Origin of the sequence: Carboxylicivirga marina, from assembly GCF_016612505.1 — a bacterium.
Classification (GTDB): domain Bacteria; phylum Bacteroidota; class Bacteroidia; order Bacteroidales; family Marinilabiliaceae; genus Carboxylicivirga; species Carboxylicivirga marina.
On record NZ_JAENRR010000017.1, the window covers coordinates 34,312 to 54,856 of the forward strand.

8 protein-coding genes are annotated in these 20,545 nt (G+C 38.1%); 2 read left to right on the forward strand and 6 right to left on the reverse strand.

Annotated features, from left to right (window positions below; genetic code table 11):
* Positions 1-111: 111 nt before the first annotated feature.
* Positions 112-810 (forward strand): HU family DNA-binding protein, encoded by a 699-nt coding sequence (locus JIV24_RS09200; RefSeq protein ID WP_200464741.1) that lies wholly within the window; start codon positions 112-114, stop codon positions 808-810.
* Between the two features lie 531 nt (positions 811-1,341).
* Here JIV24_RS09200 and JIV24_RS09205 read toward each other — a convergent pair.
* From JIV24_RS09205 to JIV24_RS09225, 5 genes are all read right to left on the reverse strand, one after another.
* Complete coding sequence (locus JIV24_RS09205) at positions 1,342-5,382, reverse strand: MG2 domain-containing protein (protein WP_200464742.1); 4,041 nt, start codon at positions 5,380-5,382, stop codon at positions 1,342-1,344.
* 94 nt (positions 5,383-5,476) lie between these two features.
* Complete coding sequence (locus JIV24_RS09210) at positions 5,477-5,992, reverse strand: hypothetical protein (RefSeq protein ID WP_234445768.1); 516 nt, start codon at positions 5,990-5,992, stop codon at positions 5,477-5,479.
* A gap of 193 nt (positions 5,993-6,185) precedes the next feature.
* Complete coding sequence (locus JIV24_RS09215; protein WP_200464744.1) at positions 6,186-9,497, reverse strand: T9SS type A sorting domain-containing protein; 3,312 nt, start codon at positions 9,495-9,497, stop codon at positions 6,186-6,188.
* A gap of 33 nt (positions 9,498-9,530) precedes the next feature.
* Complete coding sequence (locus JIV24_RS09220) at positions 9,531-11,282, reverse strand: RagB/SusD family nutrient uptake outer membrane protein (RefSeq protein WP_200464745.1); 1,752 nt, start codon at positions 11,280-11,282, stop codon at positions 9,531-9,533.
* A 21-nt stretch (positions 11,283-11,303) separates the two neighbouring features.
* Entirely contained in the window at positions 11,304-14,399 is a 3,096-nt protein-coding gene (locus JIV24_RS09225; protein ID WP_200464746.1) for a SusC/RagA family TonB-linked outer membrane protein, read from the reverse strand.
* Positions 14,400-14,939: 540 nt separating this feature from the next.
* On the opposite strand from JIV24_RS09225, the gene JIV24_RS09230 reads away from it, so the two are divergent.
* Positions 14,940-16,982, forward strand: coding sequence for a sulfatase-like hydrolase/transferase (locus JIV24_RS09230; RefSeq protein ID WP_200464747.1), 2,043 nt, complete (start codon positions 14,940-14,942; stop codon positions 16,980-16,982).
* Positions 16,983-17,571: 589 nt separating this feature from the next.
* On the opposite strand, the gene JIV24_RS09235 is transcribed toward JIV24_RS09230, so the two are convergent.
* A complete protein-coding gene (locus tag JIV24_RS09235; RefSeq protein ID WP_200464748.1) occupies positions 17,572-20,364 on the reverse strand; it encodes a ligand-binding sensor domain-containing protein in 2,793 nt (930 codons plus the stop codon).
* Between the last annotated feature and the right edge of the window lie 181 nt (positions 20,365-20,545).

Genomic DNA, 20,545 nt, shown 5'->3' on the forward strand with positions numbered 1-20,545 from the left:
TTTTTAGTTTGTGTAAAAAGGCAGGGTTCATTAATGGGCTCTGCTTTTTTTGTTAACAGCTTGAATAAATATTTTTTATAGCTTTATACTCTAAGCTTAAACAACAAACCTATGCCCTTAAGATACAGTTTGGTGCCCAACACCTTAAAAACAAAATCAGGAAAATACATTAGCTCAGTAAATAAAAACGATAGTTATACCATTGAGCACGTTATTGAGCACATGATAAGGCGTGGCTCAACAGTTACCAAAGCTGAAGCATTAGCTGTAATGGAAGAATTCAGTCATGCCATTGAAAGCCTTGTGAGTGATGGCGCTCATATCAAAACCGAACTATTCAATATCACACCAAGCATAAAAGGCACCTTTAACGATGAGCATGAAAGTTTTACGCATAAAAAGCATCAGGTAAAATTAAACCTGCGCCCTGGTAAACGATTATTGCAAATTGAACAGCAAATAAAGGTTAAGCAAGTCACACATCAACAGCGCTCCCCACAACTTATTCGTTTTATTGATTTACACACAAAAAAAACAGATGGAACTTTTACCCCTGGTCAGGTAGCATCTATAAAGGGTCGCTTACTTAAATTTGACGAAACAGATCCAGAGCAGGGTATCTTTCTATCAAATAATGACGGTCATGAACTGAAAATAGAACACATTGTTAAAAACAAGCCGTCTGAGTTGCTATTCATCTTCCCTGAGAAAATCAATAAAAGCATATACTCTATTTCTGTGAAGGCTAAATTACCACGCACACAATCTGTTCGACAAGGAACTCTCAACCTGCAACTCACTGTCTTATAGAAAACTCCACACAAGGCACTATTATAACACCCAGTTAGGTTCTACTCTCAAACCCAATTGGGTTTTATATTAATACCCAATTGGGTCGTACACTATTACCTTTTAAAGCTTATAGGTTTGTTATACTTCTCTCTCACTGATATTCCATCTTTCTTGATTACGGGCTGCCAATCAGGCATATTATAAAATACCTATTACTATCAATTTTGCCCTATTTATATATTTGATTGGGCTTTCCGCCCAAACCCGACTTCATATTTTTGGCCAAAAAAACGAAGCAAAAAAGGTCAAGGCTGCTTTCAAAATCTCTTTCTTATTTACCTAGAACTTAAGTGCAACCGAGTGATTTTCGAGCAAGCTCTCAACTTCTCGGTTTTACTAAAGCTCATAGCCAAAATCAAAACCTATTTTAAAAAAGGGCAAAACGCATGACGCTTAAAGAACACACGCCTACAAACAATCTCGCTCACAATCATCTCTTTTAATCATAGCGATAAGCATGTCCTAATTTTATTTTGGACACCTTCTTGATTAATGATTTCCCTTATAAAACTCTATTTCGTGCAAATACTTCACCTGGTCCATCATATAAAAATCAGGTAACAGAACACTCTTTTCGCGCCAATACTTAGGTTGATAGCTCACCCGGTTAATGAGTGAACGACGCGCAAACTGATCTTTTAGTGCCTGGCGTTTCAACTTTTCTCCCTGAATTTTTATCTGGGAAAAGCATAATTCGCGCGAGTAAGCAATCGCTTGTCCATCGGCCATTAATTCTACTTGTTCAACCTGGTGTTTGAGTACTGGTTGATCACCCAAATGGGTATATGAACATTGCAGATGGTTATTAGTGAAAGCTACTGACTCATATCGATGACCTGGTTTGATATAACGGTCAGCCGTTTGAAATGATTCAGCGGCCGCTGCAGCCCACCATTCGCAATGCATTATTTTATTGGTTTGGCTATCGATTAACATACGCCCATCGTAAAAGCTATGGTAGCTACCTTCAAGCTGTTCAAAATCGATAACTATCACTTCTTTGCCACGGTATGTATTTAGCCCTTTCAGACGGTATTTAAAGCTATTTCGATGTGCTTTATCAACAAAGGGCATCAAGGTCTGTAAAGGATCGATTAGTTGTACCACTTCGTTGCTTATACTTGCCAGCGGTTCCCACCTGATAGCCTGTCCGTAATCATCAGTTTTATAAACTCGCCCTTGCACAATATTTGATATATGAGGCACCTGGGCACGTAGCACATTATTTTGTTCTATTTGTAGTCCAAAATCGGCTAAGCCATACAGTAAGTTATCTTTCATTAGCATCTGACGATACACCGCCTCAAAGGCTTGTAGCTTATCTTTTCTTTTGGCAGCAGCAATGGCGTACACTTCTTTCATCACTTGTTCAACAGATAAATCAGATGGCTGGTCAGTACGACTAACACATGTAACCTGCATGGCTTTGTTTTTAAGTTGCTCAAGCGAAAGCTCCACATACCCTTTACCGGCATTACTAATTTGTATTATATCATCATTTGCAAGCATGGCCTTTTCCAAAGCAAAGATACCGGATGCATTAGCAGTTGTTCCAATGGGTGAATCTTTTAAGCTGATATCCGCAAAAGCTATCCCTTGCCCCTGCTCATCCAACACAATACCTATTAACAAGTGCTCTTGTGCATATTCGACTTGATAGCGCTGCCATTTATCTTGGGTAAATTGATGTGTTGTACTTGTTCTTTTATGCCTTATCTCAGCTACATGTTTATCTGCATCTATATTGTTTGATAATGCCTGATCAACAACTCCAAACACCTCACGTTTGGCTCCAGGCAATGATGAGTTTGACATACCAGCTACATCCACTCTAAAGGCTTGTGCTACATCTGAATTATAAAACTCAATGCTAGCTTTTCCTTCATTATCCGTTTTAACACTTGGCTTCCAGAATAAGGTAGCTCGTTTATCAAAGGTAATTGCTTCATCAGCCTCACCATCATATAAAGGACTGTAAAACTCACGCTCACGTGTGTAACCAAACAGGCGCAAGTTACCCACCCCTTTCTTCTTTTTACCCGAATAAAGACCTTTGCCGTCTTTGGTATAAATAGACAATACAGCGGGTGGTAAATCATATGGGCTGCCTTCTAAAGTACTTTGCACAGACAAAGCATACTGAACCGGATGATTTTTTAAATCGTGACGCAGTTCTATTGACTGCATAGTGGCCGGATCCATACTAATAAAATCATTGAGTTCTAATGGTGGCTGCAGACCATTCAAATAACCATTTCCATCGGTACTACCTATAAACTGACCATCAATAAATATATAAAAGGTATGTAAGCCCTTATTAGGCATTACAAAATGGATGTATTCCTTTGACACTACCGGCGCCTGATAAGAACCTTCGCTCGAAACATCATCAGCATTGGCATCGATACTTCTCTCAAAATTACCGCTCAACAACACATTATCATTAGCAAGCTCGTCGTGCCCATTTACAGTTACTTGCAGTTCGGGTATGGCATCAAATAATAGGTCGATTAAACCACTGTGCCAGGGCGTATTTTTTGCAATGGCTTCTACCTGTTTTTCACTAATCATGGCATTGGCTGCTCCAAAAAATTCGTTCATCTCCTCCTTGGGCGTCTTTTCTCTGTTGGAAACAACTTCAACTTCCTGAATAAATATATCAGTTGTATCCATCAGTCCTAAATCCGTTAATCGTTCTTTTTGTGCTCGCACCACTCCGCTACGATCAAAAGCACTTGCATCTACATGCGACGCATCACTGGTAAAGAAAGTGGTCGCTACGTTCTCCTCTACATTCATCCGTTCACGCGCCCCTTTATCAACAGGCTGAAACGACAGGTTAGATTCAAGTTCAACCACAAAATCACTTTTGTACGATAGTTTATTTCGTGTTTGAACCACCACATCAACCGTATCATTAAAATCAAACAGGGGGAAATTAAACTGTCCTTTTTCATCTGTTTTAACGCGGTAAAAATCAACGATATTACCTTGTGTTATCATGGTCACCTCCACTCCTTTTGATACAGGTTTATTGCTTTTACGTTTTTTCACTTGCCCCTTCACATACATGCCCTCTTCCATCGTATAACTTGGTTCAGGTACACTATCAAGTAAACAGGCTTTCCAGTTAAAGCGTCGCCATCCATTGGTCAGCATTAGTAACTCCATCTTATTGTGTGCTCCCCGGCTGTTCTCTAACAGTTCCGGAAGCCTAGCTGGAACATTGGGTATATCCGACGAAATACTCAGGTAATCAACTAAGCTGTGGTGCTGATATAATGAGTCTGGCACCAGTGAAAGGTCACTGACAGCCATTGAGAAATCACCTTCAATAGCTTGCCCTTGTTTATCCGTCACTTGCAAATTTACTTTCACGGCTTCTCGCCTGTTTGGTTCTCTATCCGATACCTGAATAGCAATATTAAGTTCATCATAATGATTAATGAAGGAAAGTCTTTCGCAACGAGGTATTTGCAAGTGATCCAAAACGGTAAATTGCACCACGCCTGTTCTGAATTTATTCTTGGGAATCGTAAACGTAAGGCTTCGACCATTTATTTTACCCTGTAGAGCTACTTTCACCGAACCATTCTGCATGGCTAATAAATAAACCATGGGTTGCTTATCGTGTGCTTGTGCCATCACCTTTACTTCAATTTCTTCGTTGGCATAGGTATTTGTAACAGTCATTGAATACCCTTGTGCTCGTACGCTTGGTAGTGCGAACCGCAGATTTTCACCATTGTTACCCGATATAACAGCCATATATTGTCTTCCGGCTAAGGGCTTTAATGAAAAGTAACCCTTTCCATCTTTCAGGGGTTTGATAAAGGCATAACGCTGACCTGTATCATCAATAATATAGCCCTCAAAATCCATGGCTTTGCCAAGCTGATTAAGGCCTTCAAAAGCCACCAGAGAGTTTAGTCCAGCGACAAGCTCACCACCTTCAGGAAAAAATTGAAGAGCCAGTTCGGGTGCTGATACAATTTTTGTCGCTAATGATAAAGTGTCATCAATTAAATTGTCAGATGCATTGACCAATTCAGATGACAACAAGGAATTGCTCCTTATTGATTCGGCCTCATTCAAAATCATAATCTGCCGTTTAAAGAAGAAATCGGCACCGGCGTTACGCATCCAGTTGGTGTAGGCTACCGCTAAATATTTGCCACTCGACAAATCTTCGTGTAAAGGGAAGGTCCCCTGACACCTTCCCTCATTCACCTTAAATATTTTTTTACTAACCACCTTGCCATTAGGATTAATCAACTCGAGGTAAATAATCTTTTCAGCCTTTTCGGGTTTATGATTGGCAGCATTTAAAAGGTAAGCTTTAAACCAGGCATCGTCGCCAGCATGGTACACTGGCCGGTCAAAATGCAAGTATAACTTCTCCTGATGATTATGAATTGTTTGCTGGTGTATTTTATCAACCAATCGTTTAAGGGGTGCGTCATCGATCAGGCCAAAGGCTGAAACCATAAGGCCAGCCATAAGAATTATTAATGGAAGTAATTTTTTCATAACGTGGAAGCAAGCATATTAAAACATAAAAAATGGGGTAACTTCCTTCACAAGAAACCACCCCACCAAAAAGTCTAATTTTAAATAAAAAGGGTTAGTTTTTATTTTTCTTTTTCGTCTTTTTTGAGTCTTTGGTCGCATTGATGCAATTAACATCCAACTGCGCTTTATCTTTTGCAAAAGCTTGTTCTGCAGCCAGTTGGGCATCTCTAAAGCGTTGTTGTTCTGCTTTATTGTCGAAACCCATTTTTTGATCTGAGATATGTTTATTTAGTTTATTCTCTATCGCCGCTATATAGTTATCCACATTTTTCATTGTATGTGTAAAAAAATTAAACTCAGCTTTAGTAATCTTTTTCTTCACAAACTTACGCATACTCAAATCAAGCATCTCATAAGGAAATTCTTCTTTTGAATAGTACCCTTTTGTTTTTCGCCTCTTAATGGCCTCAATCTCTGTTGTATAATATGCCAGTTCATCAAAAATTTCCGATACGTTTTCGCATTCTTCTATTAAAAGTTCTTTACCAGAATCTTCTTGAGCATTTACGACTGCAACACAGCACAACAACACAATGCTTAATAGTACTTGATTAACGATTTTGTACATCATTAATTGATTAATTATAAATAATGGGATTGTATAAGGCTTAAACCTTATACAATCCTTATAAACTAAACCAGTAATTATACCGATTACTAATCAAAATGTGCCTTAAAACTAAGACGCTTTGATTATGTATCGGCATTAACCATTGTAATGAGCAAAATGGCTTTCAGCGCATTTTGACATACAATTGGTATTATTGCTTAACAATCTTTCCTGTAAATCGCTCTTTCGTTTCTGAACCTGAGAGCACAACAATATAAATACCTGATGGCATGTGTGCCACTGGAATATCCATCGATGAATCTGAAATGGTTTTTTGTATCATCAACATTCCTGACAGGCTATATACTTGAACATTGGTAAAACCATCGGCATTATTAATGCTTAACGAATAATCCACCGGCGATGTTAAAGGATAAACCGTTAATTCATCCTCCTCCTTATCAGGCTCAACAAAATCTTTTGCTAAGGCACTCTTATTCACAGCATCCATTGGTATTTGCATATCAAAAGCAAAAGGTTGAACAACACCAGTTCTGAAACCCTGACTCTTGTATTTGTAATCCATGGTTAGTACCCAATAAGCATCGTCAACAGTTCGTACACTGTCTTTGAATATTGAGCCAGCAAACTCGGCCGGTGCACTAATAATAAAGCTTACAGGATCATAAACAGGCGCAGTTGTCACAATAGTAGTCGAATCAGGAATCGTTAATACCTCATCATAAGCCTGCTCAACCGTTTTAATGCGATTAGCTCCTGGCACATAGGTCAATGTTAAATCATCACCACCTTTCCAGTAAATTGATGTAGAGTCGGTAGGTACAAAGCTCGTATCTAATATAGCCGTATAAACGCCATTGATATCGTAGCTCGTCAATAAAGTGCCATAAGGCGCACTTTTACCTCTATTCACGATGGTTGAATCGCCATAATCCCAGGTGATATTACCTTTACGCATGTATGATTGGAAGCTACCAGTTATCGTATCACCGAAAGAAAACTCAACATAACTAGTGTCTTTCACTACGATTGTATCTAATAGTAATTCAAGGCCATTAGCAAAGAAAGGAATGGCCACTAAAGTATCGTTCTCAGGAACAAAACGTCCCAACGTATCCGTCATTTCAGCACCATTGTAGCTCCATTTTACCAAACCAGAATCGGTTCGTGCTTCAAGCAACTCTTCCCATTGTGGCACCCAAACGCCTGTTACATTCTCAGTACGACCCCAATCATATGATCCTTGGTCATTTAAATAGGTTTCAACAGGTGTTACACGTGTACTGTCTTCAAACATCCATTCAACAGAGCCAAGGGGTGTTTGAACAGTTACCGTATCCCAATCCGTTATCTGATAGAAATCTAAATCTAAATTCAATATTAATGAATTCTCATCGTGGAAATAACGGGATACAAAAGTTGCAAATGAACGCTTAGTTGGTAATATATCCGGATTACCGATGTTCTCACTATCATTAATGGAAATCATGAAATCTGCAGGATCAATATTGACCTGCTGAGCATCTGGATTTTCTGACTCCTGATCGTCAAACACATAATTAACTTGCAGATCTTGTGTGAACTCAACAAAAATAGATGATAAATCATCCGACAATATTGCTTTATGAGCAAAGGCATCCGCTCCTGCCATCTGGCTATGAAGAGTCATGTCAAATGGCAAAACAACTCCTCTGTCCCAGCCCTGAATAGATGTACCTGTATAGATAATATGCAAGTGATCTGAAAACAACACTGGCTTGGTAAATTCCATCTCTACTTTATTTCTTTCGTAAATGGTGCCATAAATAGGGTGTTCCCACGATGGAAAGGCAAAATTTACTAATGAGTCCTTAACCATGGTTCCATCCATTGTAGTAATCTCCACAACGAAATCACCTTTCGCCAAGGCATCCAGAGCATATAAGCCTAAAGTAAATTCAAACTCCACAATGACTTTCGTTGCCGCCGAATCGGTTATAGCTACCAATGGCAGAGGTGGTACTCCCGGACTATGGTTTACAACAGGCTGATCTGTAAACTTAACAACCGAAGCATCTTCGGTAGTTGACAAGTTATCTCCTGAATAGGATATAGTTATTTCATCTGTTTTGATGGTTGGTGATTCCATAAAAACACAAAGTTCATTTGCTCTATCCTCATAAAACGTAACATTGGTAATATTCCTTACCTGGTTATTCACCTTAACTTCAAATGAGCTAACAATATCTACAGGTAAAACATTTAACTCTTTACTTAAGTAGACCCTAACATAAGTTCCTAATAAATCAGTAGCAGGGTCAAGGGTTAGCTGTGCATCTGCCCCCACCATACTATTTACGACAGGAAAATCACTCAAAGCTTCCAAAACACCTTCGTCGGCAGACTTGATGTTTTCCCCTGCATAACTAACAGTCAGAATGTCATTAGCTACTGCTGGGCTAGATAATCTAAGTACAATTTGTTCAAGGTTATCCTCAACAGTGTACAAGGAGTCAATTGCTAGACTACCAGACAGACTGCCATTAATAGTGAAACCACCGCCGTCAGTCAGGTTGAACTGTTGCATATCCTTATCAAAACGAATGGTAACAAAAGTTCCATCATTAGTCCAACAAGGTTTACGCAATAAAGGAGGTACAATTGGTGAGTTATTGGTAATCTCCAATCCTTCGTAGGACTGCATGGTATTATCGTTAACACTTATAAAACCACCTATACTTTTATCATACACCACTTTTACACTATGGTGGCGATAAGTAATATTGGTGAAATACAGTTTTACTTTTGTACCGTTATTATAAATATCAACTTTTTCAATTTCAACATCTTCCTCACTACCTTTTGTATTTACATCAATGTCAAAGCCATGTCCAACATAGATTGTTGTATCGTTAGGAATCGTTAAGGCTTCGCTTAACTCTAACTCAGCTGTCATGCCATCTTCAGCCGTTGCACCCTGTGAAATTTCCACCGGTGTCCAACCATACAGGTGGCAAACACGTAACTGCACCATACCGTCGGACGAAGGACTTTGCTTAAAGCGAATACGGTATGGGCTTTTGGCATCGATATTTTCAGCCCATATAGCTTTGCTAAGTGACAATTTATTATGAGTACCAGTCCATGCTACTTCACCATTAATTTCAACATCCATCGTTTTCTTAAAGCCTAACAAGAGCTTAGAAACTCCTAACATCTTATCTGCCGGCACTACCGCTTCAAGATATTCCCCCTCCATGATGTTGATACGCTTTCCTTCTATCACCATACCATCGATTGGGTCACGGCCTACAATATTTGAAAAACCATACCACTCAATGCCAGAGTAGGGAGATACCCATTTCCATGAATATTCCGGGTTATCAGTAACCACTGTTACATCTGCCTTTTTTATATCGACAAAGTCTTCACGAACAGCCACTGTTTCCTGTGCAATGCTATTGCCAAAACCCAGCACAAGCATTATGGTTAGTAGAAATATATATTTTATATTGTTTTTCATCGTTCTGCTTTTTAACAGTTAAAATATCATTTATTAATAACCAGGATTTTGGTCGATAACATGATTCACATTGATTTCACTCAAAGGAACTGGAAACAACTGGTGATGCTCTTCAACATTATCAGCCAGTAATGAGGGTGGCGCTTCAATCCATTCAATAGGATTTAAAAAGTAAACGTTACAGTTATTTACTTTTTTTGTTGAAGATATCTTCTCCATAAATGTGCCGGTACGAACTAGATCCTCAAAGTTATGGCACTCAAAGCTTAGCTCTCTCTTGCGCTCATCCCAAACAAAAAATCGGAATTCATCACGTGTCATACCATATACATCACCCGGGATGTTGGTCTCATCAAAATTTGAACGACGCGCCCTCGAACGCAACTGATTAATATACTGATACGAGCGACCAGGTCCTTCAATTTCATTGATGCTCTCTGCCATCATTAATAAAATGTCGGCATAACGCATGACAGGCACATTGACAGCATTATTAAATGCATTGGTAAAATTACTGAATCGAAGATGTGCAGGCATACCCCACTTATCGTAGTCGGCAGTGGATTTATAGCCGAATTTAGCAATCTCAAGATTATCTTTTCCTTCACGAACATTAGCACTATAGATAAGACGTGCATCGGTTAAACTATCTACATAAAACTTTTGATCTTCACTCAATTCGGCATCAAATAAATCAAGGTATTCAACCCTTGCCCGAATACGGTGACTATCACCATGCCAATAGCCCCAGATACCACCATTACCTTCTAGTTCATAATGTTCTATTTCAAACATTGTTTCGCTATTATGCTTATTGTCAGTTGAGAAATATTCGATGTAGTCATCCACAAGAGCATAGTTACCATAGTCAATAATTTTCTTACAATAGTCACGTGTTGCTCTATATGAAGCTTCTGAATCTACCCAATCGTAGCCTTCAACATTACCAAACTTATTCATCGAAGCCAAAAACAGATGCACTCTCGCCAACATACCGCGAGCGGCCTCAATACTGGCACGGCCATTATCTGTTTGCAAATATAATTTTGGGTGACTATAGCGTATTAACCCTTCCTCTTCAATAATTTCTTTTCTTCCCCAGAACTCGAGAGGGTAATCACCAAATTCTCCCCCATTCATGTATGAGCCATACTTAAAAAACAAAGATTTTTCAGCAAACTCTAAATCTTCCAGTATCACCTGAAAAACTTCTTGTATCTCAGAACGTTCAATTTGTGTTGTTGATGGTTCGTAATCACGTGTTTCTTCAACTCGTAATGGCACCTTACCCCAAAATTTAGCCAAATTAAAATAGGCATAGGCTCTTAAAAAGCGGGCCTCTCCTAAAATACGTTGCTGGAGCACAGAATCCATTTCAATATTAGGCACATTACCAATCACATTGTTGGCTTTATTGATCATCAGATAACTTAAGGCCCACATATTATTCGACACCACCTCGTTCTCTGCGTGTGTTCCGGTAGCAATCTGACCTCCATAATTCGTTTTATTACCTTCACTGTAGCACATATCGCTCATCATGTCCATCATCATCAATGCACCTGCCATGCCATAACTACTGTAGGGTGTTAAGCTATTATCGCGATCAACCATACAACGATAAACCCCATTTATAGCACTTATCGCCTGCTTGTCGGTTTCATAAAAGTTCTCATCCGTGTAAAGCGAATAAGGCTCTTCCACAATTAAATCTTCACAACTAGCGAAAACCAATAGGCCCATAATAAAAACTAGTAGCCTTGATATATATGTTTGTTTCATCATTATTTTCGTTTTAAACGTTTATTAGAACCGTGCGTTCAATCCAAAAGTTAATATAAATGGTGTTGGTGCACCAGCATTATCATACCCAGGCATCAATCCTTTATTTCGTCCCATGCTTACCTCTGGGTCGTAACCTGAGTAGCCGGTAATTGTCCAGATATTTTCAGCTGTTGTTCTTAAAGACAGTTGCTTAAAGCCCCAATCCTTAATCATTTTTTGAGGAAACTTATACAATAGAGAAATACTCCTTAGTTTTACGTAATCAGCATCTTCTAGATAGTCTGAATGAAAAAGTTTATCATCGTACTCAACAGATGGCAAAGATCCATCAATATTGCCCTCATCTTCACCACCAAAAACATAAGGTTGTCTCCAACGGTCCAAAACGGTAGCCATACGATTTTTCTTACCCTTACTACCATACATATATTCTAATTTCATGCGGGTAGCATTATAAACCTGATTACCATGGCGGAATGTTACCAATGCTTTTAACTGAAACCCTTTATATGTTAAAACATTGGACAAACTACCAAATCCATCAGGATGGCCCTGTCCGATTATTTCCCGATCGACATTATCAATCATTCCGTCACCGTTTAAATCTTTAAAACGACGGTATCCCGGCATGTTACCTTGTGCTGTATAGCGAACTTCCACCGGAGCTATAGCCGCTTCTTCAAAGGTTCTGATAATCCCATCAGTTGGGTAACCATGGAATGCTCCTACAGGCATACCTTCCTGCAAAATATAACCATCCATTAATATATAATCAGAATCGGCCAGTTTTAATATCTCATTTTCGTTATAAGCATAATTGGCTGTGGCTCTCCATATGAATCCAGCATTTTTAAATATGTCTCCGGTCACGCTAACTTCAACACCTCGGTTGCGCATCGACCCAACATTTGTCCAGTCATTCATAAAACCTGCCGAAGGTGATACATTAGTATTAAGTAACATATCATAGGTCTCCTTATCATACACATCGGCTGTTATAATTAACCGTTGTTTAAATGCAGCAAAGTCAATACCAGCATCAATCATACGACTGGTTTCCCAAACTAATTCATCATCACGTACATTGGTAATCCATGAACCGGCTCCATTCGTCATCTCGCCATCAAACACATAATTTGCTACTGTATAATTATCACGCGATAGGTATGAAGGTATACCCTGATTACCGGTAACACCAATACTTGATCTAAGCTTTAGGTTATCAACCCAAGTGGCTCCAGACATAAACCCTTCTTCACTTAAACGCCAAGATAAGGCACCTGATGGGAAGTAGGCATATTTATTACCAGCACCAAATTTACTCGATCCATCGGCCCTGAATGAAGCTGTTGCCAAATAGCGGCTTTTATAGTTATAGTTAAAGCGTCCTAAAAACGATTGCAATTTGGGCTTTTCATACCAGCTCTCAGGCACTAAAGGAGCAGTACCAACGGCCATGTTGTAGGGTGCTAAATCATTATTGCCATAATTAGTATTTCGAGCGGTCCAAAACCAATCAACATTTTCGGTATATGAAACACCACCCATTATATTGATATTATGATCCTTATTAATGGTTGTTAAGTAAGTTAATGTTGATTCTCCTAATAATGAACTTTTGTTATTAGTTGAATTAAAACCATCTCCATTATTCTTATTTCCTCTACCAGTATTACTAGGATAGTACTGTGAACGCTCAGCAAAACTTAAGCGATATCCACCTCGTAACATCAGAGTTAAGCTTGGGTGCAGTTTAAACAAAAACTGTGTGTTAACACGCATATCCGTATTTCGCTTCTTGTTGGTTACCCCATGAATCATTGTTAAAGGATTCGTGTAACCACCATTACTCTCATCATCATTTTCCAACTCATCTTGTGTTGCTTCCTCGTCTGGTTCTTTTGTTGGGGGAGCCTGTAAGGCATTAATTACTGAACCACCAGATTTTGGCGTACTTCCTGTCCCCTGTGCAGAAGAGCTGTTGCCAGATGTAGCTAGATTAACATCCATAAACATATCCATCCATCGACCAGCTTTATGGTTCACCTTTAATGCTCCACTAAAACTCTGAAGACTTGTATTTTGAATAACCCCTGACTCATCTTTATAATTGATATTAGTCCTAAAAGTTGTTTGCTCAGACCCGCCATCAATGGAAATATCATAGCGCTGGGATAAGGCATAACGATTGTCATATATAACATCCTGCCAATCTGTATTTGTACTATCTGGGCTTTGCCATGCTTTCCAATCGTCCCATTCTTCACCAGCATCCTTTTCATACATATACTTCGAATAATCTGGTGTCTCAAGCATATCGACTTTCTTCATCGGCTTTTTAAAACCAAATGAGGCGTTTACGGTCACATTGGTTTTACCTGCTTCACCACGCTTGGTCGTTATTAAAATAACACCATTGGCACCCCTTGCTCCATAAATGGCTGCAGCTGATGCATCTTTTAATACCTCTATCGACTCAATGTCATCAGGATTAATATTTACAAGAGGATTAAGAGGATCATCGCCTAAGGCTGTAGCCTCCTTATCGTAAGAATATTCTATCGGAAAACCGTCAATAACAAATAACGGTTGAGTGTTGGAGTTTATCGATCCAACACCTCGAATAAAAATATTAGTTGCTGCTCCAAGTGTTCCGTCACCCGAACTCACATTCAAACCAGCAACACGTCCTTCTAATGCCTGATCCAAACTGATGTTTTCTGTCATTTGAATTTGCTCCAAACCAACAGAAGAAACAGCACCTGTTAAATCGCTCTTCTTCATCACTCCATAACCAATGGCTACTACTTCATCCAGCTCGTTAACATCAGGCACTAATTTAACATCAATCGTACTTTGCTCACCAACAACAATAGTTTGATTAGCAAATCCAATAAATGAAAACTGTACCTGGTCTGAACTTGAGATATCAGCCAAAGAATAATTTCCTTCCATATCGGTAATTGTACCTCTATACGCTGGAAGCACAATTACATTGACCCCAGGTATGGGCTCGTTTGTTTCCGAATCTACCACCTTACCAGTAATGGTTCGTTCCTGAGCAAGAACAAATACCGGTATTAACAGGCATAGTAAATTTGTTAAGAGTTTTTTCATAGAATTTTTTGTTTAAGCTTCGCCGTTTATTTTTCTTAAATGTATTTTGTCTTTGTTTGCATTTGTTAATAATTAACCCAAATCAGTTTTATCCCACTGATACTAAGTACCAATTCTTGTTGAGACCCTGATAACTAATATCTCTACACCACTATGTGCTTAATACTTTAGTAACAACTCAACGATGAACCAATTTGGAATTACCAACGATAACAAATCTAATTTTTCACATTTAATCACTGAAAAATATTGCGCTCTCTTAAGTTTCAATCAATATAGCGAGATGGGAATTCTTCATTTTGTCCAAATCTCACGCTCTCTTGTAATTTCTGTGCAAAATGTAAAATAGTGTAAACAATTACTAAAAAGCAAAAATGACCAAGATTCTTACCAATTGACTAAAAATAAATTATCAACTGTCTTAACTTTTAAAAGTACCTTTTGAATATGTATTGAGCTTTAAGTTTAATAAAATGGACTTTATTCTACCTTTAATATGACATCTTGCCATCGTAAATTAATCACAAATGATTTCAGCATATGCAGTTTGTAAAATCAATTAAAAAAAGCCTGACTTTCGTTGGTTTGTTTTTTTTCATCCAAGTCAGTTTTGCACAAAAACGACCTAATATATTATTTATCATGTCAGATGATCACTCAGCCGCGACCATAGGGGCCTATCCTAGTCATCTGCAAAGTTTTTTAAAACAGCATAATATCACCCCAAACATTGATAAATTGGCATCTGAGGGTGCTCTCTTAAGCAATTGCTACGCTAACAATTCATTATGCGCCCCTTCGCGTGCATCAATTATAACCGGAAGATACAGTCATACTTCTGGTGTATTCACATTAAGAGAAGAGTTAAATGGTAATGAGACACCTACCATAGCACAAGTTCTACAAGCTGATAATTATGAAACTGCGGTAGTTGGTAAGTGGCACATAGAAGGTGACTGTTTGCAAGGATATAATTACTACGCTGTCACGCATGGCCAAGGATCCTATTTTCAGCCATCAGTTGTATTAAAAAACGGTTCAAAACTAAAGGGTGGAAATGCCTATGTTTCTGACTTCTATACCGACCTGGCCATTGAGTGGTTAAACCAGGTCAATAAAGACAAACCCTTCTTTTTAATGGTTCATCATAAAGCAGCACATGGTCCTTGGCAATACAAAACGGATGACGCTGCCATTGCTAATCTATTTGATGGTATTAGCATACCTGAACCGCTTACACTGCACGATGATTATAGTAACAGACATGAAAACGGTATAAGAAACAAGCAACATCAGTTATTTAGAACAGGAACTGAAAAAGATGATTTAAGTAAACGAATGGCGGATGCAGATTGGGCCACAGGCACTATTACTCTAACAGGCTTAACTGACGCTGAGCAACGTGAAGCTATTTACCAGAAATATTTAAAAGACTATCTACGCTGCGTTAAATCCATTGACATAAGTGTTGGACGTCTTTACCAGCAACTCGAAGCAATGGGTGAACTGGACAATACCATCATCATCTATACTTCTGATCAAGGAATGTTTATGGGCGAACACAATTTTTACGATAAACGTTTGAGTTTGGATGAAGCACTGCGTATGCCCTTTATTATTCGTTACCCACAAGAAATTAGCCCAGGCACAACTAGTGATGACATTGTTAACAATATCGATTTTGCAAAAACCTTTTGCGATTATGCAGGCACCACCGCTCCGGAAGAGATGCAGGGCATCAGCTTTAGACCTCTATTAAGGGGTGAACACCATAGCAATAAGAGAACAGCAACCTTCTTTCAGTTTTACTCCAGTAGCTGTCCTTCTCATTATGGTATCAGAACTAAAACACATAAACTTATCCGTTACTGTGATTCAAAAAATGGACTCATCTCAGGTGTGGATTTATTTGATTTAGAAAATGACCCAAGTGAATTAGTGAGTATTTACGACCTTCCTGAGCATGCTGACGAAAAAAACATGATGCAAGAGTTACTCGAGAATGAAATAGTTAATGTAAAGGTGCCAGAAGGCTATTTACCCACACGAAGAGAGTGGAAATTACATCCTGTTAACTTTGTAATTAAAGATGAAAATGGAGTGCTTTTAAATGATGTTACTATCCAAATAGAAGATGAGCGAACCTATACCGATAAGATCACTGTCAGTTCCAATAATGAAAATACCTACACAACACATTTGCATCCCTATCATACGATTAATATCACAATAACTAAGAATGGTTACAACACTCTAATTGGTTCAATTAACATACCTGAAACAAAAAATAGTGAAACCCACACATTTGAGTATATGTTAACAAATACTGCAACGTCCATTAATACCAGTAAGGCAGGTGAAGTAAAAATTTATCCCAACCCAACATCAGATCACTTTACTCTTTATTGTCCCGATAATCAAGCATTAATAACGATTACAAACGCTGAAGGTAAACTATTCTTAAGAAAGATAATAGAAGAGCAATACTCGACAATTAGCTGTTCACAATGGGCAGCTGGAACTTATTGGGTAAGCATCAATACAAAAAACAAAAAAACAACACAGCAAGTAATCATTAAATAAATTAAATGTTGTCCTAATTATTTCTCACTCAAGCCGTGATGGCTCTTACTTTTTTAGTTCACTATTTTGTTAGTTTTATTTGAAGTTCATGATTTACGTTGCACTTCAATTCTACAGTCAAAAAAGTAAGCAAAAAGTCCGCCGGCTACACCCATTTAGTTCACTTAAGCTTGATCTATTATGGTGTTCATGATTTCCGCTTCGCTCCAATTCACTCAAAAAACTAGGATTCATGACTGAAATTGTTTTAAACTCACACTTTTCGTTCCTCAAACTGCTTAAACAGAAAAACAATTCTTAACCGTCATGTCAACCCTGTTTTTTGGCTCACTGGCTGAGGCCGGTTCGTAACAAGACGTTTCGAGCAATTAATAAAAGCATTTAGGACGCTATTGAAATAAATTCATTTTTTTTTTTCAAAAAAGCAAAACAGTAATACATATACAATCATAATTATCGCTTTGCCTGCTATTTTTAGTATCCAACAAATATTTTAGATTACTATAGAAGTAAGATCATAACTAAATTACCCACTATTGCTTTTAGTTATTGAACTCTAGAAAAAATACATTTTATTTTACCAATGAGTCTATCCCTCGCTCAATACTTGTTTTTGATATTCTGATGGCGTTAGGCCCGTATGTTTTTTAAATATTCTATAGAAAGATGATTTGGAGTTAAATCCTGAATCAAACCCAATTGACAATAGCGTGTAATGAGCCATATCTTTATTATTCAGCATTGCTTTTACATGTTCAACTCTGTAATTATTAACGTAATCGTAAAAATTCTGATTTAATAAATCATTAAACACCGAAGACAAGGTATTAGCAGAACAATTTAATTGACTGGCTAAATCCTTTAATGATAATTCTGGATTAAGGTATACCTCTTCCTTTTCCATTAATTTTCGAAGCTCATCAATGCGTTGTTTATCTGCTATGCTGAGTTTATCTTCGTCTACTTTTTTTCTGCGCTTACTAATAATTACTCTGCCCGAAAGAATGTAAGCTATAACCAAGAACACAAGCACCAACAAAGGTAAGAGCAACTTCAATAAACGACTTGACAACGACGATCTCACACTTAAATCCACAATGATAGTTTCATCACTCCATATTCCATCATTATTAGATGCTCTAATTTCTAATTCGTAATCTCCTGTTTTTAGCTCTGGCAATGATAACCATGGTGTATCGGTGGAAACCTGCTGCCAATCCTCTTCACCAATGCGCCAAGCAATTTTATTCTGGTGCGAAGATGTATAAGACATTGGTCTCACATACATTTCTAATTTTTTATATTTCCCCGTTAATTCTAATTCATAATCAAAAGTATTTAAACGCTTTAAATCCGTAACCTTCTCGACCCCATTTACACGAAACTTTTTAAGTACCGTATGAGGTGGCACCTGATTTAATATCATCATAGATGGATTAAAATAAACCCACCCATGCGTATTAGCAAAAAAGATAATTCCATTCTCAGACTTTAAGCCTGCATTCTGAATAAACTGACCACTCAAAAGGCCGTTTTCATGAGTATAATGATCAAACTTAAACTCAGGTATCTCAATGCGAGTTAGCCCTTTAACATGGCTAATCCATGTTACATTTTCACTTTCAAAAACAATGGCACACACCTCATCTTCCATCAATCCATTTGATGATGAAATTTTTACGAAATCATTCTTTACTTTATCAAAAAAGGCCACGCCACTATCTGTGGATCCTAACCAGATGGTACCACCAGATGTTTCGTTAATACTGGTGATACGTGTAAATGCAGCAATATTGGCGTTTGTATTTCCCAACTCAAACTTTTGCCACTGAAAGGTGGAAGGGTTATAGCGAAAAATACCATATCCCCGTGCGTTGACCCACAGCATTCCTTCCTTATCGTAGTGCAAGGCAGTAAATGTGCTATTCTGCAAACGCTTGCCATCGTTTGCTTCTACTTTTTCAACTTCTTCTATTCGATAAGGAAATTTCTTGTACAATATTCGATAAATACCTTCATTTGCCGATAGCCACAGCTCGTTATTCTTACCATTACTAACACCATTGATATGAATATCGTGGCCAAGTCTTAACTCAACACGATGGGCTTTGTTATTTTTTAAATCAATCCACATTAGACCTTCCGAAGCAGAAACTGCCCACAAAGAACGATCACTGGCCCGCTTAAGTATAGAGATATCTTTGGGAATACTTATTGGAATAGTTACCGGTTTTTTAAGTCCATTCTGTACATCCGAAGCTACACGAGCCTTCATAAGAATTGCACCTTGCTCATTTTGTTCAAGCCAGTAAAAAAAGTTATTCAGCACCAAGCCCAACTGAGCACCTTTCGAAAACAATGCATAGTCTACTCCACCTCCAATAGGCAGGTGGTAAAAGAACTGTTTTGTCCAATCAAGTTTATACAAACCATTCAACGTCCCAATAAACAAAACTCCCGAACGATTCATGTGTAACGAAAAGATATTATTACTCCCTAAACTGCCTTTCTGTTCCGGCCTACTTTTAATATGTTCTAATTTGCCTGTTTTCTGATCGTAGTAGGCTAGTTCTTTAAATGCATCGTTTAACCACAAGCGATTGTTTCGCCCAAAGGCAAAATCGATAATTTCATTCTGAACCGATGTTACTTTTTTAAAATTATCGGTATCAGGTAAATATTGATACACATTATTACCTACACTTGCCCAAATAACTCCTGCCTGATCTTTTTGAATGCAGCCTGATCGAAACTGGCGAACAGCTTTTTGCAATACAAAATCATACTCACGAATAATACTATCATTCTGATTAATAACCGAAATCTTCTTATCATCATGCAAAACCCATGTTTGCTGTTTTTCGTGATTAAACCAGAGACTAAAAACTTTAGAATAATCTCCTATTGGCACAACTTCTTGATTCTTAGTGATCTTCATCAAGCCTTTGGTCAATCCAATCCACAATTGCGATTGACTATCCCGAACTAAAGAAATTGCTCGTCCATATTGATATTTAGTTTCACCTGCCTTGGGGTAAATACGTGTAACATCCCCTGACTGCATCTGATAATTCATCACATCTCCATTGTGCAACGAAAACCATAATTGCTCCCCCTCTACCAAAAGAGAAATAACCTGATGCTTGCGCCAATTAATTGAATCCCCATGCAATGGGAAGATGCGCTCCATCTCATAACCATCATATCGATATAAACCTTCCCGTGTGCCCACCCACATGTAACCATCATCATCCTGTTCAATTGCCGTTACCTTCATTTCATAATCAACAGGAAATGAAATCTTCTCAAAGAACAATGCCCCTGCCTTAGTTATAGAAACGAGCATAAGGAAGAACAAACATGCTACTGTCTTTTTAATCATCAAGTGCACAAAATTTGATTAATGAAATTTAGTTAAGCTCTAATATTGAACCGATAAAATTATTTCGATGAAAATAGTGATTTTAAACAGCACCACAAAGAAACATTTTGCACGAAAACTTGCACACATTGCTATTAAAATCATTTTCAATTCGTAAACTATGGTCTAATTAACTATTAAG